This window comes from Subtercola sp. RTI3, assembly GCF_035018625.1.
Lineage (GTDB): Bacteria > Actinomycetota > Actinomycetes > Actinomycetales > Microbacteriaceae > Subtercola > Subtercola vilae.
In genome coordinates this window covers 1-14,842 of the sequence record NZ_JASJXO010000039.1, presented here as the reverse complement: position 1 = coordinate 14,842, position 14,842 = coordinate 1, and the positions used below count along the sequence as shown (strand labels likewise).

The window sequence follows — 14,842 nt, the reverse complement described above, 5'->3', positions numbered from 1 at the left end:
GTCGATAGCCGAGATGCTCCTTACTCGCCGCTAGTGGGATAGACCGATGACGACGAATTTGACCTGAAAAGTCCCAACAGATTGGGACGCGGCTGGCGCGGCAGTGGAGCGGATAACGAACCCTGTTGTGGTCGCTGAAACGTACAATCCGAGCTGTTGAGCGGCTGCCGTTCCTGCGGTCAAAACAACGACCGGTTCATTCGTGTACGGCGTCGCGAAGGTCACTGAGACAAGTTGGCCGGCCGCAGTGCCCGTGCCAGATCCGAAAAAGATCCTGCCCGCTGTGTCGTTAGCGTTGGACGTTGCAGCTGGCGCCCCGGCACCCAGTCCGCCGCCGGTTGTGTTCGTCACTACGATGCCGGTGAATGCTTGAGTCGATCGCAGATGCGCGGCAAAGTTGACATCTCCACCCGTCGCAAGTTCACCATCGACCGCACTGTTTCCGCGAATTGAGTAGATGGTCTTGGCCGACCTACCATCAGTGATGACCGTGCCGCCCGGGGCGATAGAAGACGATGCGTCGACCCACACGCCTGGGCCGTAGGCAGACGCCACCGATACCGCTTGCGCTGTTTGCCGCATGAAACGCGTTCCGAGAGCGGCGAAGTCGTTGCCTGCCACTAGATCTACCAAGGTGGGTGTCGGGAGCGGCGGGTTGGGTGTGATCGTGGTGTCTGACCCGTTCAGGGTGCCCCCGATCAGCCGAATGCCCCCGTTGCCGTACGTTCGGGTGACCTGCTGATTGTGCCGGATGAGCGGGCCAGGCCCGCCGTAGATGAAGGGGTCGACGAACGTCACGGAGCGAACGTTACCGATATTGATGAGCGGGTCGACGTTCGGCGAATCCATCCCGCTGGACTCAACATGCAGCCGGAAAATGCGCACCCACTCAGCCCAGGCCTGAGCCGCGTCGGTTCCAACCGCAATCTCCAAAGCAACATTTTTCGACCGCTCAATAGTCAGTCCGTCTATGTCCAACGTGTTCGTCTCGTTAGCTCCGCCAGCTCCGGTCTTGGACCAGATTTTAACGGCTGGCAGAGTCGATGACCCACAACTATCCACGAACACGTCATGCCACCGAGTGTTATTTGCTTTCTGAATGTCGAGCCCGATTCCGGTGCCGCTGATGCAGCGCACCGCATTGAGAGTTGACTCGAAACCTTGCGCCTCGAGGATCGTGCCTGGGGCACCATTACCCTCGAGGACGATCCCTTCGATACCGCTTCCCGCCCCAGCAAGGGTGACCATCGCCGCCGTACTTGTGTTCGTCGGCCGAAAGATCCGTACTGACGCTTTTCTTCCTCCGTAGAGGTCCGGGCCAAAGCGCGTGAAGCCTCCGCCGAGTGATCGCAGGATGACGTAGGCCGGAACGGTCAAGCCTTCAGCGAGATAGGTACCTGGAGGGAAGCCGACCACGCCACCGGCGGTGCTTGCCCCGGCCGCCGAGACGGCAGCAGCAATAGCAGTGCCGTCATTGGCAACCCCATCCCCGAGCGCCCCATAGTCACGAACGTTGAAGACCGAGAGAACGTTCATCGGTAGTTGAGTCGGAGTGAGACGCGAGTTGGCGTCTAGAGTAGCCACTCCGTTCGCGGCACCTTTTTCCGTAGTCGGTATGTACGTCACGTCAGCCTGTGCGGGTTCGGCAATTACGGCGGTCGCAGCCACTGCCCCAGCTAGTCCCAGAAACAGGTTGCGACGAGAATGACTCTTCTTCTCAGATTCGGTGTCCATGCTGGTGAGCATATTGTGAACCTCCACAGAAACGATAGGCGCATCTCGAATTGAGCGCTTTTCCATGGTGTTCGCAGTCTGACCCAGGCTGCGCGGTGCTCGACGCCAAAGCATTCTCATAAAACCCTCGTCTAGACGAGGCACGGGCATCAGCCCGTGCAAGAAGATGCTGGAGAGATGGCAGGAGCTTACCCGCCGCAGCCGAAACCGCCGGAGCGGCCGAGGCGCAACAGACGGCGGTGAACGCAGAAAAATCCCCGCCCCGTTCCACGATGGGATCACCTGACTCTAATTGAACCATCCTGAAGAAGACGTCGAAGGAGTACGAGTGGTGCCTCACATGGGATCACTACGTCTATTCCGACGGTCGGAAGATAGGCGACCGAAGATGTTGGACCGGCCTCATCGGGGGTGGGTTTGGCACAATTCGACGGACGTTTTGACCATTGCTACCCCAGTGTCGGGGTCATATATCCGCCTGACGAGAATTGGAGGAAGTGGCCGAAGATTGGTCGCTATACTCGTGCGTGACGGTGCTAGGGGGATGCGATGTCATGGAATTCTGGGCGCAAAGACGCGGTAACGGCGGTGCCGAAGAAGCAAGTTGCATTGCGACCGGATATTCAGGGCCTTCGCGCGCTTGCCGTCATTGCGGTAATTGCAGATCATCTTTTTGCCTGGCCGGGTGGCGGGTTTGTCGGCGTCGACGTCTTCTTCGTGCTCAGTGGTTTCCTGATCACGGGTCTTCTGCTCCGGGAACATGAACGCACCGGGGGGATTTCATTCGCTGACTTCTACCGACGCCGAATCAGACGCATCATTCCACTCGCCGTCCTTGTATTGGTCGCGACGGGGATCGCCTCTTGGCTTATCTACTCAACCGCACGGGCGATGTCCATCACACTGGACGAGATCTGGTCCTTCTTTTTTCTAGCCAACTGGCACTTCGCGGCCATAGGCACCGACTACATGCAGAACTCCGGCCCGTTATCCCCGGTTCAGCACTTTTGGTCCCTGGCAGTAGAAGAACAGTTTTACATCGTGTGGCCCTGGATCATGGTCCTCATTCTTGGCGTCATCGCAGCCAGACGTGGGTGGACGAGGACAATCGCCGTCCGATGGGTCTTCGCCGTGATGTTCATTCTCACCGCCGCATCCTTCGGATGGGCCATGTGGGACTCGGTTCACTCGCCCACGGTTGCATACTTCTCCACATTCAGCCGAGCATGGGAGCTCGGCCTCGGAGCACTGGTAGCCGCCGCTACCCCTGTCCTCACCCGATTGCCGAAAAGCATCCGACCCGTACTCGGCTGGGCGGGGCTCGCCGCGATAATCGTCAGCATGTTCGTCGTCTCGAGCACCTCCACGTTCCCCGCGCCGTGGGCGGCGCTGCCCGTCGTCGGCAGCGCCCTCGTGATTGTCGGCGGAATCGGGGTCGCACCCCGATTCCTCTGGCCGCTCACGAATCCTGTTTCAAAATATTTGGGCGACATTTCGTATTCCTTGTACCTGTGGCACTTCCCGATCATCGTGCTGCTTGCAGCGTTCTTCACCGCCGGCGATCCGTCGTATTACGTCGTGGTCTTGCTGACGACGATCGTCGTTTCAGTGCTGAGTTTCCATCTGGTGGAAGACCCGATTCGTAAGTCACCGTGGCTTGAGCCGAATCAACGGCGCGGGCGCTGGCGTCGACGGTTCCGACGCGTCAGAGAGAGTCAGCGGTTCCGCATTGGCGGGCTCGTCGTTGTGGTGGCGATAACGGCTGTAGTAGTTGTCCCCGCGTTCATAGATTCGCCGAGACCGGATACGTACGTAGCTAACGCCGCGGCCGTGCCCGTGCCGACCGTCTCCGGTACTCCCGTTCCCGTCACGATCGAACAGACGCTACAGGCTCGGATAGTTACATCCCTCGCCGCGAGCAGCTTCCCCGACACGTTCACCCCAAGCGTTGACTCCTTGGGCACCCAGAACTGGATCAACGCGATCAATGCCCAGGGGTGCGGAGACATCACTCCCGACACGTATCAGAAATGCACGACAGGCACGGGCAGCGCGAACAAGACTGTGGTGGTTCTCGGTGACTCGTTCGGCATTGCGTGGATGCCCGCAATCAAGGCAGCATTTGAACCAGCCGGATGGACGGTGATTCCCTTCAACCGCGGTCAATGCCCAGCCGTCGACGTCGCTACGACAGCGGACGGCGGTGAAGACAACAGTGCTTGTGATACCGAACGGCAGTTCGCGATCAGCAAGATTCAGGAGATCAAGCCCGACCTCGTCATCTTGGTCAGCGCGACCGATACTTACTATCGGCTTGCCTCGAAATCGAAAGACGCCGCGGCCCAGACCGAACTGCAAGCGGGCATGGCCAAGACTCTCGCCGCAGTGATGCCCAGCGCCAAGCAGACCGTCGTGTTGTCAGATCCGCCTGCAGGAATAGCTCTGCAGCAGTGCGTCACGAGGGTCGGGAAACCGTCCGACTGCATCAGCGGAATCATCGGCGAATGGAAAGCCCTGAATAACGGAGAAAAGGATGCGGTGGCCGCTGCTGGCACGGGCGCAAGTTTCATAGACACCAGGCAGTGGTTCTGCACTGCTTCGGGGGGTTGCCCTGGCTTCGTGGGCAGCATGCCAGTCCGCGCCGACACCGGGCATATGACTGTCGAATATTCGACTTCGCTTGGCCCTATCGTCGCCGACACCCTCATCGCCAAATAGGTTTCATCGCCGTCAACACCAAACACAAATAAGCCCCGCTCAACTCCGAAGAGATGGGCGGGGCTTATTTCATTCTGATGCTAGGACAGTATTTTTGCGTACCATGCGAAAGCGACCGCGGAGCCCGATGGGGCCGAAGAGGCCGTAACTGTGATGGTGGTGGTGGTCGCAGTATATGAGAGGGTGATTCCCTGCATTGCGCCCGTGGGGGTCAATACAACAGCTTGCGGTGTTCCTCCCAGAAGGTGCGGAACGGTTGCCGTGGTGCTGCCCACTGCAAAGGTAGAAGATCCGACGCTCTCCATCCGCAAGCCGCCGAGAGTACTGCCCCCTGCGGTCAGGTAGGGCGCATCAGTTCCGATGAAGTCGTGCCGAGCTTGGAAATTACTACCGGGCTGGTGGATGTTGCTATAGGCGAGTGCCTGTCCACCCGGAAAGAGCAGAGTACATTCCGTGCCACCCGACTCCGTCGTGCTGCCTCCCCGAACCCCCGTGAGGAAGTTTTGGGTCACCCCCTGCCCAACCGTGTAAGCAGTTGCGACGCTCATGCCCGTAAGGACGTTGCCCGTCTTCCCCGTGTAGGCGTAGTTGCCACCTTGGATCGCGACATAGCCGGATGTGGGGAATGCGCTCGCATCTTGCAACGTGATCTGTGTTGCTCCTGCCGTGGAAGCCACGGCGAGCCAGTCCTGACGCTGGATGATGCCCGAATAATGAACATCGGTGGAGCCTCCGACTGAGACACGACCCTCCGGGGGGAAATCTGCCGCGTTCACAACCTGAATTGTCGTTGCCGAACCAAACGTTGTGCTTGTCGCCGTTCGTGTCTTCACCTGCTTGTTCCACAGCGCGAAATAACCTGAGGCAAACGACAGGTCAACTTGATCGACCGTTACGCGGCCTGCGCCGTTCGCGGAGTTTGTGCGAAACACGACAAACGAGCCGACGCCCTGAACCGCTGGCACGTTCCCGCCCGCCGAGAGAACCGACAATCGCCCAAGATGGGTATTCGATAGGTTCCAACCATTCATCATCGAATCGATAATAAACATCGTGTTGGGGATCGTGTCCAGTTCTGCGCCGTTGAGAATGAAGCCTGGGGCTGCAATAACAAAGCCCTGCTTCATGTATTTGAACGGCCCCGACGCGTTGTAGGGGTACGGCCCAATAGGGTGCAGATTTGTGCAATTCCAGTTTTGGCCTCTGACAATCACGCTCGCCTGAATAGCAGGGCCTGTCACTACGTTGGTCATGTGCCCGTCCGTTGATCCCGGGCTGACGTAGATGTTCGAGTGGCCTGCGGTTGTGGCTCGGCTGTCCGCGATGCGGTTCTCAACACCCCCGTCGATCATGAAGTTCGAGCCGTTGGTGTTGAAGCAGTACACGTCGTAGATACGGCCCTGATGCGAGTTCAGAGCGATTCCGTGCATCTTCGAGCCCCGCAACGTGATGGTTGCCTGAGTTGCGATGGTCGCATTGTTACCCGTGCACCCTGTGAGCTGGTGCTGCGCAACCGTGACCCCCGACGCGAACCCACCGACAGGAACGCCGATACTGGCCGCGAAAAGGGTAAGCACATTGCCTGAGATGGATGTGTAGGCGACCGGCACGCCGTCAATAAGAAGGCCGCCAGACGGCGCTAGGCCGGTCGCGCTTGCCACCGTAATAGTTGTCGCGCCAGCCGTCGCGGCAGAAGCGAGTGTTGTGGTGACAATATTCTTCCCCGTGTACGAAACCTTCTGGTACCCGGCCCAAACCGACCCACTCGTCGGGAAACCCGTGCTGTCGAAAATACACACGATGCTTTGACCCGCGAGCGTCATCACGCTCGTTGTTTCGATCCACGTCGAGTTCGTCGCGCCAACTGAACTCTTGAAGACCTGAATGCCTACGACGCTAACGCCAGTATCCGTTGCGGTGGCAGAGCCATAGCTGAACGACGAGATGAAGTTGCCGGCGAATCCGTTTGCCCACTGCATCTTGCAGGAATGGGGCGAGAAACCCATGATTGTTGAATAGCTTTTCAGTATTAGTTCGCCGCTGAGAATCGACAACCCGCCCGGGTGCACCACCGTCCCGCCATTTGCGGGGAGTGAAGCAATCGCAGCCAGCCATGCAGCTGTGTCGTCGGTTACTCCATCGAACTTCGCGCCGAACTGTCGCGGGTCAACCGTGGGTAGGCGTAGAGCAACCTGCGAAAAGGGAACAGCCCCGTCTGCAAATAGCTGGGCGATACCGCTCACTGCACCTACCGTTGCGGCAAGCGGGTAACGACCGTCGAGGCTCGACAGAGTCTTGTGCCCTGAGATGGGCCACCACGAACCGGCAGAGTCAGCACGGAACTCGACAGTCTCTTTCGCCAGCACGAGCGAGATCGTCGACGCCGCGACACCGCGCACATTGCCGGTGATTTTGACGACGTTCGTTGAGGCGTCGATCTTCTCGACCGAGAGCTGAGTGCCCTCGGGCTGGCCGGTGGGCAGTGTGCGTGTGACGACACCAGAGGTGGCATCGGTTACATTGTGCTGCTCGATGACAACGGGCCCCGAAGCCGTGACCGCGCCTGAGATCTTCAGGCGTGCCCGCAGCGCGAGGTCGGTGGCGGAACCGGGAGAGCCAGCGAGGTTCGCGACGATGGGGTCGTTCGTGGTCGGAATCGCGGCCGCGGTGTTCGCTGCTTGCGTGGCCGAGTTCTCGGCGTTGGTCGCAGCAGTTGAGGCGGTTCCGGCTGCACCCGTCGCGGTCGTCGCGGCGGTCGATGCTGTGGATGCTGCCGTGCTGGCGTCACTGGCCTTGTTGGTCGCGGTTGTCGCTGCGCTACTCGCTGCGCCGGCGGCGGTCGATGCTGTCGAGGCGGCACCGGTGGCGGCGCTGGCGGCTGTACCGGCTGTGCCTGCCGCGGTCGACGCGGAGGTCGCCGCGCTGGCAGCTGAGGTGGCCGCTGAACCTGCCGCCACCTGAGATGTCTGTGCGGCAGCGGCCTGCGCTGCCGCCGTAGTCGCTGCCGTCTGTGCGTCGGTCACGCTCTGCGCGGTTGCGTTGGCAGCGTCGATGATTTGCTGGTACGTCGGGTTCGGGCCTGACGTGTCGTCTTGCAGGATCGGGAGCGCGCCGTAGAAGATCGACTCCTGGTCTGGGATCGCGGTCACCCAGTCGCGGGACGAACCAGCAAACTGCTCGCGCACTGCAACGAACGTGTTCGCGGGCGACGCCTGCATAACGAACGGATTCAGCGTGAGGTCGGTGATCTGCCCGTTCGTGACCAACGCAGTAACCGGCTTGCGGGTCGTGAAGCCTTTGCCCGAAGCAAATGGAACAGTCTGCGTCCAAGTGATCAGACCATCAGCAGGCTGGCCTGACGAGTCGTTGATCGGATCGCCGAGGATGATCGTCATGGGAACCTTTCAGGAAAAAGAAAAACCCCCACGACGGAGGGCGAAGATGTGGAGCTGCGGTTCGAACTCAGTCACCGAGGTTGACGTGTTTCGCTTCGTAGTCAGCGGCGGCCGGCGTGGGGTCGATGTCGGCGGGCGGGGCGCCCGCCTCCGGTGAGGTCACGATGGTGGCGTCCATCGGAGTCACGGGGAGGTTGAGGTTCGTGATGGCAGAACCCGGAACAGAGCCGAGCCCGATGTTCACGAGCCACGTGTTCACGGCGGGAATCGCCATCACCCGGGAGAGCCCGCCAGCCACGGCTGTGATGCCAGCTGCGACAGAGATCAGCCACAGGTAAAGCTCGCTGCTGACCGGGATGCCCGACACTGCGAGGATCTGCGGGAGCACAAGCGCGAATGCGAGGAAGGCCGGGATGCCGACCTGCACGAGGGTGCGGAGCACGCGCTTCGCTTTGAACCAGATTTCGGGTACGGGCGAGGTTGCAGATGCGAGAGTCATGACTACTCCTTCAGTAGCTCGGGCGGGAACGGGGTGATGGGTGCGCCTGACTTTGCCAGGTCGCCGTGCAGTTGGTAGATGTAGTTCAGGAACAGTCGCTCGCGGGCTTCGAGCTTGTCGACGCGGCCACGCAGCTCGGTGTTGTCGGCACGCAGAGTAGCCACGAACCCGCCTTTGGAATTGATGCGGGCAACCAGTACCGCTGCGGCGAGCGAGATGACCGCGATGAGTACGGTGACTAGCTCAGGTGGCATTTTTGCGCCCAACGAACTGTGGTGACAAGATGCCGATGATCGCGGCCGGCGCCAGATAGGTGACGGCCGTTAACCACTCGCGAGACTCAGGAGGGTCGCCCGGCTGAACCGAGTACACCCAACCCGCGAAGTAAGCGAGACCCCACAACGTCATCACGCCGACGAGCGCAGCCCAAGACCACGAGTCTCGGCGCTTGAATGCGCCGACGATACAAAAGACCGCGACGACAGACCACAGCCCGGCATAGAAGTCGATATTCACCAAACCTTGCGTAATGAGCGTCAACCCCAGAGGCGGATCGTCTGGGGTGAACGCTGAGAAGTACGCCAGCGCTCGAGTTAGACAAAAGACGGCGCCAATGAGCAGCGCATATCCTCGTGCTCCGTTGATTCGCATGCTTCCCCTCCCGAGGATCAGAAGAGGTTAGGCGGACACTCGCGGCCAGTGTGCGTCGTTCGTGCCGGTGTCGGGGTTGCCGTTCGACGCATTGCCACCGATGATCTGGCCGGTGTACGCGCCAGGCGCGGAGACGTCGCCGGCGTGGGCGCGGAAACCGAATGCACGGAACTTGTTGTCGAGGTCAGCGCCAGCGTTCTGAATGGCCCGCGAGAACACTGCGGCCCCGTGGTACAGGGTGAGCTCGTTGACCTTCTCATCAGACACGGCGTGGAAGAGTCCACTGTCTTCCTCGACGTAGAAGCGGTTGGCGCGGGTGAGGTACGAGTCCGATGTGGAACGGAACACGAGGTAGGGCATTTCGTCTTCTCCTTGGATTGCGTCGATCACTGTCTGAACGGCGTTGGTGATGTTGTCGAGGTACTGCTGCAGCGGGTTCCGGATGTAGTTGAAGTGCCATGGCTCACCGGAAGGCTTGCCGACCGTGTACCAGCTCCACCCGTACTTGAGGCCCATGGCCACGAGCCGGTCGTGCTTCGCTTCGTCGGACCCGTACACGCTCGAAAGCACATCGATAGCGAGGGCCTCGCCATGGCTCGACGTCCCCGGGTACGCGGCCATGTAGAAGCCAGCCATGTGCTTGGTGTAACCGTTGTACAGATAGATCTGCCGGTCGAGCGAGCGGTCGGCCTCGTCGACGATGAGGTCTTCCCCCTCTTGCTGCTTCCACTCAGCGGCCCACAACTTGAAGTCATGTGCGGCGGCCGGGTTCAGCCACAACGTCTCGCCCTGATATGTGCCAATGCTGACCATTTTCGAGGTCGGGATTGCGCCATTCTCGACGTTCCCAGCCCATGCAACTAGTGCCATTGCTGCTCCTTATTGAATGCCGGCGGCGTCGAGCCGCTCTATGAGGTACTGAACGCCTTGGATAGCCAGGAGACCGAGGAGCTCGTAGTGGATGCCGCCTGGCACCGGGTTCGCCCGCTCGAGGTCGTCTTCGTCAAACTGGTAGATCACGTACTCCCAGTAGCCCGCAGCATGCAGGTCGTCGGCGTACATTCCTACGTTGACCGACACGTGGTAGTCCGGGGCGGCGCGCTGCTTGGCGCGCTCGGCGCGGTACTGGAAGTGCACGACCTGCAGCAGCTTGAAGGCGACGACGTCGAAAGTGACGTTGTCGATGTGAAACTTCTTCGACCGTTTTGATGATGCGTACCCGACCCGGCCGTCGTTACCTATCCACCCCGATACGCGAGTCCAAGTGATGTCGGTGACGTACGCATTCGGAAGCCGCACAGGGCCTGATGCGTCGAGGGTGCCGGTGCTGGTGAGTGACGAACCCGTGACGGCGCCACCCGAGACCGCGCCCGCCGCTGTCACGCTGCCACCGGTGGTGATGTTACCGGAGGCGTTGACCTTGCCGGGCGCGATGTCGCCTGGCAAGGCGACCTTCGAATCTGTTTGTGCTGATGTGTAGTAGTTCGCGAGTTCTGTGGCTAGACGGGCATCGACGAGCTCGTCGACCTGTGCAGGTAGGCCATCCACAAGATCATCGATCTTCTGCAGCGCTTTGACGTAGTCGGCACCAGAGAAACCCTCAAGCATCCCCAGACGCGACTTGATGCCGTTGATCGTCTCGATGAGCGGGCCGAGACCGTCGCCTCCCGGTTTCGGATCAGCCATAAATCGCCCCTGTCGTCACTTTCATCCACAGCCCCTCATCGCCCGAGAGCTTCACAATCCGGCGCGACACCGACTGATCAGGCTCGTACGGATCGCCTACGAGCTTCAGCCGGCATGTGTCGCCGTTGGAGAACGAGTTGAGCTTCGGGTCGAGGTCGTTCCGAACCGAGAATGGCCAGAATTGCACTGGTCGAGCGCCGATGCGGAGGTTCTCGGCCGCATACGAGTCGAGCGTTTCTTGCACGACCACATCGGTGTGGGTGGAGTCGTTGGAGTCTGTCCACGGGTAGCCGTCATCAGTCAGCTCGGAGGTGGAGGTGAATGAGTACAGCGCGATCGATGATGGTCTGCCGCCAGACGCCCACGAACCCGAGATCATGTCCGATGCGTCGACCGATACGTCGAGGTCTTTCACTCCTCTGTCGGGCACTGAGTAGTCCCACTTCGCACCAGTGTCGGAACCGATACGGGGCTGCTCGTCGTTTCCAACGCGCACCACCCACTCAATGCCTTGACGGTCGGCGCGGAGGCGAGGCACGAACGCTATCTCCGGCCCATTCTCAAGCTTGGTGAGGTCTGATAGAAACGAACCGACGGATTTGAACGACGACGCTTCCACCGTCTTGTCGTGCGAACCGGTGCCGTCATCCTCGAAAACCAATGGCAGCTCGCCGCCGGGGAACGCCATCGACTGCTGCAGTACCGTGCGAACGATATAGCCCCACGAACGGCCCGTGAACGTCGTGGCGACTGCCGGGTTCGGCTTGCCTGCGTCGTCGCCCTCTAGGATCAGCAGCGGCGTAGTGAGAGCCGAGACAGGCATGAGTAGGCGGCGGTCGAACAGGGACCAGATACCCTTAGCTGAGATCGTCAGCCCAGCGGTGTTCTTCGAATAGTCATGCGGCCAAATCACGCCGGCTGAGGGTACCGTTCTGCCCTCGATGATCGCGAGGCCGTTCTTCAGCGGTGCAGCTGACGAGCGCAAGTCGAGCGCTGCAGCCTCCGGGTTAGAAAGGTTGACGGCGCAGGAGAGCACGTCCGCAGTATTGATGCCGACTTCCCATTTGAACGTGCTGAACGGGATGTCTTCACCGAAGTCGCCGGATCGGGTGTCGAACGCAACCACCCTAGACATCAGGCAGCTCGATCCCACGCCAGCGACAGCTGGCTTGTGTTGTAGACGGTGGCTGAAGCATTCGCCCGCTGGTCGAGCGCCGTGACGCTGAGATCCCCGCCCGGGTGGTTGTAAAAGACGTTCACGGGGATGATCTGAACCCCGCCGCCCACGAGCTTGATGAACTGGTCGTAGTTCACGTTCTGTGGCACGTTCCCAGCACTAGTGACCTGGATGCGCAGGTTGCCGTTGCTGTCGCCACCAGCAGCGGAGAGCATGATGTAGCCGCCCACCTTGTAGATTCCGGCGGGAGCGGCCGCGATGACTGCGGAAAACCCGAGCGACGTGAACGACACTGGACTGTTCGCCGGGTACGTATCGGTCCCGGTAGGGGCCAAAGGGTTGCGGAGGGACTGCGCCCAAGGAGCCGCACCGCCAGACAGAACCCACGCGCCGCCACGGCGCACCCACGTCTGCCGAGTGTCGACCTGAATGGACTCGTTCTGGTCAGCCGGCGCCCACGCGTTCCGCTCGATAGCGTTGCGCACGACAACGCGGCCACCTGACATCGCCGTGTACAGGTGAGTTTGCGTGATCACGACGCCAGTCGAGTTCGTAGCCGTAGCGCTCGACGGCACAAGGATCGTGGCCAGCTCGAGGCACCCGTCAGGGATGGCAGGCTTCGCCGGCGTCGGTGATGCCACGCCCTCTGTGAAGCCGAACTTTGGAAGCGAGTCTCCGTCCGTATTCGGAGTGAACTCATCGTCATGACGAACCCACGCCACAACAATCCATGAGTTCGACGTCGGCACCGGCACCGAAGGCGTCGACACTACCGCGGCGTCGTTAGCGACGAACACTACGCCCTGCCCGGCACGCGACGTGACACCCTCGAATGCGGCGAAGTTGACCCTCAGATCGGAGCGCGCTGAAACGAGTGCTCCCATCGTGCGCGGGAAGATCCCAGCACGAGGATTGCCTGACAGGTCGCGCACGACACTGCCCGCCAGAACGACGCCCGTGTCGACGGCAGTGCCGTTCGCGAGCGCGACAGGAAAACCAGTTCGAAGTGTCATGCGGGGCTCCTTGTCACCAGTACGCCGCCTGGTGTTCGATCGTGAGGATGGGAATGCCGGTGACCTCGCCGAGCGCGAGGAACTGCACCGTCAGCGAGCCGCCGGCCGGTGCGACGAACCAGTCGTCGTCAGTCAGGAACCGGGTGATGTCCGAGCCGTCAAGATACACACGGCCCGTACGAGAGTTGAATGTCACAGTCGACCCGTCAGGCACAGCCCGCTCGAGTGTGAGCGTCTGCCCAGTGCCGACCGCGATGAGTTGGAATCCATCTGTTGAACCACCACCGGTGACGGTCATGATGTTGCGTGAATCCGCGGTGCCCACGTTGAGCACTTTCACTCGCCCGGAAGAATTGCCGAGACCGAACCGCAGCGGCCACCGAAGCGGCCAGCGCAGTCCGCCACCCGGCACAGGCAGCCCCGTCGAGAGAAGCATGCGCGCTGAGTATTTCAACGGATCCGGGGCGACCACATCGAAAGCGAACGTGAAGTACGGCACGAACAGCTGGTCGGGAATTCCCGGGGCGTTCGCCAGCGAAACGGTGAGGCTGCGAGTTGAATACGGCTCGAAAACCCAGAGCTCGACAGCCTCACCATCGGCGCAGAGCGCCGCCATCTGATCGCACGCGATGTACGTCTCAGCCATCGTGCGGCCAGTGAAGGAACCCTCAACGCTGACAACCCTCGAACCTCGATACACCTTTCCCAGAGGAAACGCGCCATTCGACTGGGGCTTGTCTTCCGGCTTCGCCCGCGATGGCGGCGCATCATGCCACCCGGTCAGTTTCCCAAGATGGAACCCGTAGATGCTCTTGTCCGAGTCATCGATAACGAGACCATCGAATTCAACAGAGGTCATCCTGCAGTCCTCCGAGCGAAGTCCCGGGCGACAATATCGACCACCGTATTGGGGTCGTACTGTCCCATCTCAGGGAAGTTGTAATAGTGGTTGTGGGTGACAGATGGTGCCGGGCTGCTGCCCGAACGCGCGTAGCTGGGTTGTGCGTAGCGGAAGTTGGATGCCACCGCGCCACCGTTCGCGTACCCGTCGTTCTGGTAGAGCGATGCCCGCATCGCATACACAGCGGACTGGCCACCCATCGCAGACACATCGCGCGCGGTAAGAACGTGCTCGCCATTTGACAGACGTGCCGGGATCGAATCCGACGTGCCCGTGCCAGGCCCGGTGATAGCGCCACCTGACGCTTTCAGAACCCCCAACCCGTTGCCGTAGTCGTTCGTGATCCTGTTCGTGATCTGATCGGTTGTCATCGTGACGTTGATCACCGGGTCACGTTTCGCCGTCGCAATTGCGGCATTGAAGGCGTCAATTCTGCGCTGAGCCTCAGCTGTGTCTGCAATCACTTTCCACTGCGTCTCTGACGGGATCTCAGCGATGTTGTCAGCGATGGCCTGTGCCTGCTCCGCGTTCGCCCCCAGCGCCGTGGCGCGGTCTATGACACCTTGTCGAGTCGCCTCAAGCGTCGCCTTGTACGTTTGAGTGTTTCCGTCAAGGTTGAACTGCGCAGTCGCGGCAGCCTGCCCTTTAGCCGCGAAATCGTCCAGCATGTTCGTGTTGTCGCGACCAGCCTGCGTAGTTGTATCGAGCGACAGCTTGTAGCCATCGACGCCGTCTTTCGCTTTCTTGATTTGTCCATCGAGGTCAGCGATCGACTGCTGGAAAGCGACATTTGCGGATGAGGCGTCCTGCCCAACCCCGTTCGCCTTGTTGATGCCATCGACAAGATCAGCAAGCTGCGCGGTGAGATCCTTCGCCTTAGCTGTGGTCGCCTCATACGCACCGGCCTGATCAGTCGACGCCTGCTTCGACGCGCCGGCAGCCAACACACCCTGCCCTTGTGCGAACGTAAGCAGATCCTGATCAGAAGCAGGGGTCTGCTGCACGAGTAGGTGACACTTTCTAGTCACGCCGCGATTGCGGCTGATCTGTTCATGATGGTCTCGTATT

General features: G+C 60.6%; 13 protein-coding genes. 2 read left to right on the top strand and 11 right to left on the bottom strand.

Annotation, left to right across the window (positions count from 1 at the left end; genetic code table 11):
* Window positions 1-30: 30 nt before the first annotated feature.
* Complete coding sequence (locus QN358_RS13640; protein WP_323512716.1) at window positions 31-1,800, bottom strand: glycosyl hydrolase family 28-related protein; 1,770 nt, start codon at window positions 1,798-1,800, stop codon at window positions 31-33.
* Between the two features lie 483 nt (window positions 1,801-2,283).
* Here QN358_RS13640 and QN358_RS13635 point away from each other — a divergent pair, with 483 nt between their 5' ends.
* Entirely contained in the window at window positions 2,284-4,452 is a 2,169-nt protein-coding gene (locus QN358_RS13635; protein ID WP_323512715.1) for an acyltransferase family protein, read from the top strand.
* 80 nt (window positions 4,453-4,532) lie between these two features.
* Here QN358_RS13635 and QN358_RS13630 read toward each other — a convergent pair whose 3' ends face one another.
* Window positions 4,533-6,695, bottom strand: coding sequence for a glycosyl hydrolase family 28-related protein (locus QN358_RS13630; RefSeq protein ID WP_323512714.1), 2,163 nt, complete (start codon window positions 6,693-6,695; stop codon window positions 4,533-4,535).
* A 391-nt stretch (window positions 6,696-7,086) separates the two neighbouring features.
* Between QN358_RS13630 and QN358_RS13625 the strand changes: the two genes are divergently transcribed.
* Complete coding sequence (locus QN358_RS13625) at window positions 7,087-7,413, top strand: hypothetical protein (protein ID WP_323512713.1); 327 nt, start codon at window positions 7,087-7,089, stop codon at window positions 7,411-7,413.
* Window positions 7,414-7,914: 501 nt separating this feature from the next.
* On the opposite strand, the gene QN358_RS13620 is transcribed toward QN358_RS13625, so the two are convergent.
* From QN358_RS13620 to QN358_RS13580, 9 genes are all read right to left on the bottom strand, one after another.
* Complete coding sequence (locus QN358_RS13620; protein ID WP_323512712.1) at window positions 7,915-8,346, bottom strand: hypothetical protein; 432 nt, start codon at window positions 8,344-8,346, stop codon at window positions 7,915-7,917.
* 2 nt (window positions 8,347-8,348) lie between these two features.
* A complete protein-coding gene (locus QN358_RS13615) occupies window positions 8,349-8,600 on the bottom strand; it encodes a hypothetical protein (RefSeq protein WP_323512711.1) in 252 nt (83 codons plus the stop codon).
* A complete protein-coding gene (locus tag QN358_RS13610) occupies window positions 8,590-8,997 on the bottom strand; it encodes a hypothetical protein (protein WP_323512710.1) in 408 nt (135 codons plus the stop codon). Before QN358_RS13610 ends, QN358_RS13615 begins: the two co-directional genes overlap by 11 nt.
* 27 nt (window positions 8,998-9,024) lie before the next feature.
* Window positions 9,025-9,867 carry a M15 family metallopeptidase gene (locus QN358_RS13605; protein WP_323512709.1) on the bottom strand — a complete coding sequence of 281 codons (843 nt, stop codon included), beginning with the start codon at window positions 9,865-9,867 and terminating at the stop codon, window positions 9,025-9,027.
* A 9-nt stretch (window positions 9,868-9,876) separates the two neighbouring features.
* Complete coding sequence (locus QN358_RS13600) at window positions 9,877-10,683, bottom strand: hypothetical protein (RefSeq protein WP_323512708.1); 807 nt, start codon at window positions 10,681-10,683, stop codon at window positions 9,877-9,879.
* Window positions 10,676-11,818, bottom strand: coding sequence for a hypothetical protein (locus QN358_RS13595; RefSeq protein WP_323512707.1), 1,143 nt, complete (start codon window positions 11,816-11,818; stop codon window positions 10,676-10,678). The genes QN358_RS13600 and QN358_RS13595 overlap by 8 nt, the downstream gene beginning before the upstream one ends.
* A complete protein-coding gene (locus QN358_RS13590; RefSeq protein ID WP_323512706.1) occupies window positions 11,818-12,873 on the bottom strand; it encodes a hypothetical protein in 1,056 nt (351 codons plus the stop codon). Before QN358_RS13590 ends, QN358_RS13595 begins: the two co-directional genes overlap by 1 nt.
* Window positions 12,874-12,886: 13 nt before the next feature.
* Complete coding sequence (locus QN358_RS13585; protein WP_323512705.1) at window positions 12,887-13,519, bottom strand: hypothetical protein; 633 nt, start codon at window positions 13,517-13,519, stop codon at window positions 12,887-12,889.
* A 209-nt stretch (window positions 13,520-13,728) separates the two neighbouring features.
* On the bottom strand, window positions 13,729-14,842 hold a 1,114-nt coding region (locus tag QN358_RS13580; protein ID WP_323512704.1), incomplete at its 5' end, for a hypothetical protein.

Coding starts and splice junctions, on each gene's coding strand:
- QN358_RS13640 (WP_323512716.1), bottom strand. CDS start 1,800: ATGGAAAAGCGCTCAATTCGAGATGCGCCTATCGTTTCTGTGGAGGTT.
- QN358_RS13635 (WP_323512715.1), top strand. CDS start 2,284: ATGTCATGGAATTCTGGGCGCAAAGACGCGGTAACGGCGGTGCCGAAG.
- QN358_RS13625 (WP_323512713.1), top strand. CDS start 7,087: ATGGGGTCGTTCGTGGTCGGAATCGCGGCCGCGGTGTTCGCTGCTTGC.
- QN358_RS13620 (WP_323512712.1), bottom strand. CDS start 8,346: ATGACTCTCGCATCTGCAACCTCGCCCGTACCCGAAATCTGGTTCAAA.
- QN358_RS13615 (WP_323512711.1), bottom strand. CDS start 8,600: ATGCCACCTGAGCTAGTCACCGTACTCATCGCGGTCATCTCGCTCGCC.
- QN358_RS13610 (WP_323512710.1), bottom strand. CDS start 8,997: ATGCGAATCAACGGAGCACGAGGATATGCGCTGCTCATTGGCGCCGTC.
- QN358_RS13605 (WP_323512709.1), bottom strand. CDS start 9,867: ATGGCACTAGTTGCATGGGCTGGGAACGTCGAGAATGGCGCAATCCCG.
- QN358_RS13600 (WP_323512708.1), bottom strand. CDS start 10,683: ATGGCTGATCCGAAACCGGGAGGCGACGGTCTCGGCCCGCTCATCGAG.
- QN358_RS13595 (WP_323512707.1), bottom strand. CDS start 11,818: ATGTCTAGGGTGGTTGCGTTCGACACCCGATCCGGCGACTTCGGTGAA.
- QN358_RS13590 (WP_323512706.1), bottom strand. CDS start 12,873: ATGACACTTCGAACTGGTTTTCCTGTCGCGCTCGCGAACGGCACTGCC.
- QN358_RS13585 (WP_323512705.1), bottom strand. CDS start 13,519: ATGGCTGAGACGTACATCGCGTGCGATCAGATGGCGGCGCTCTGCGCC.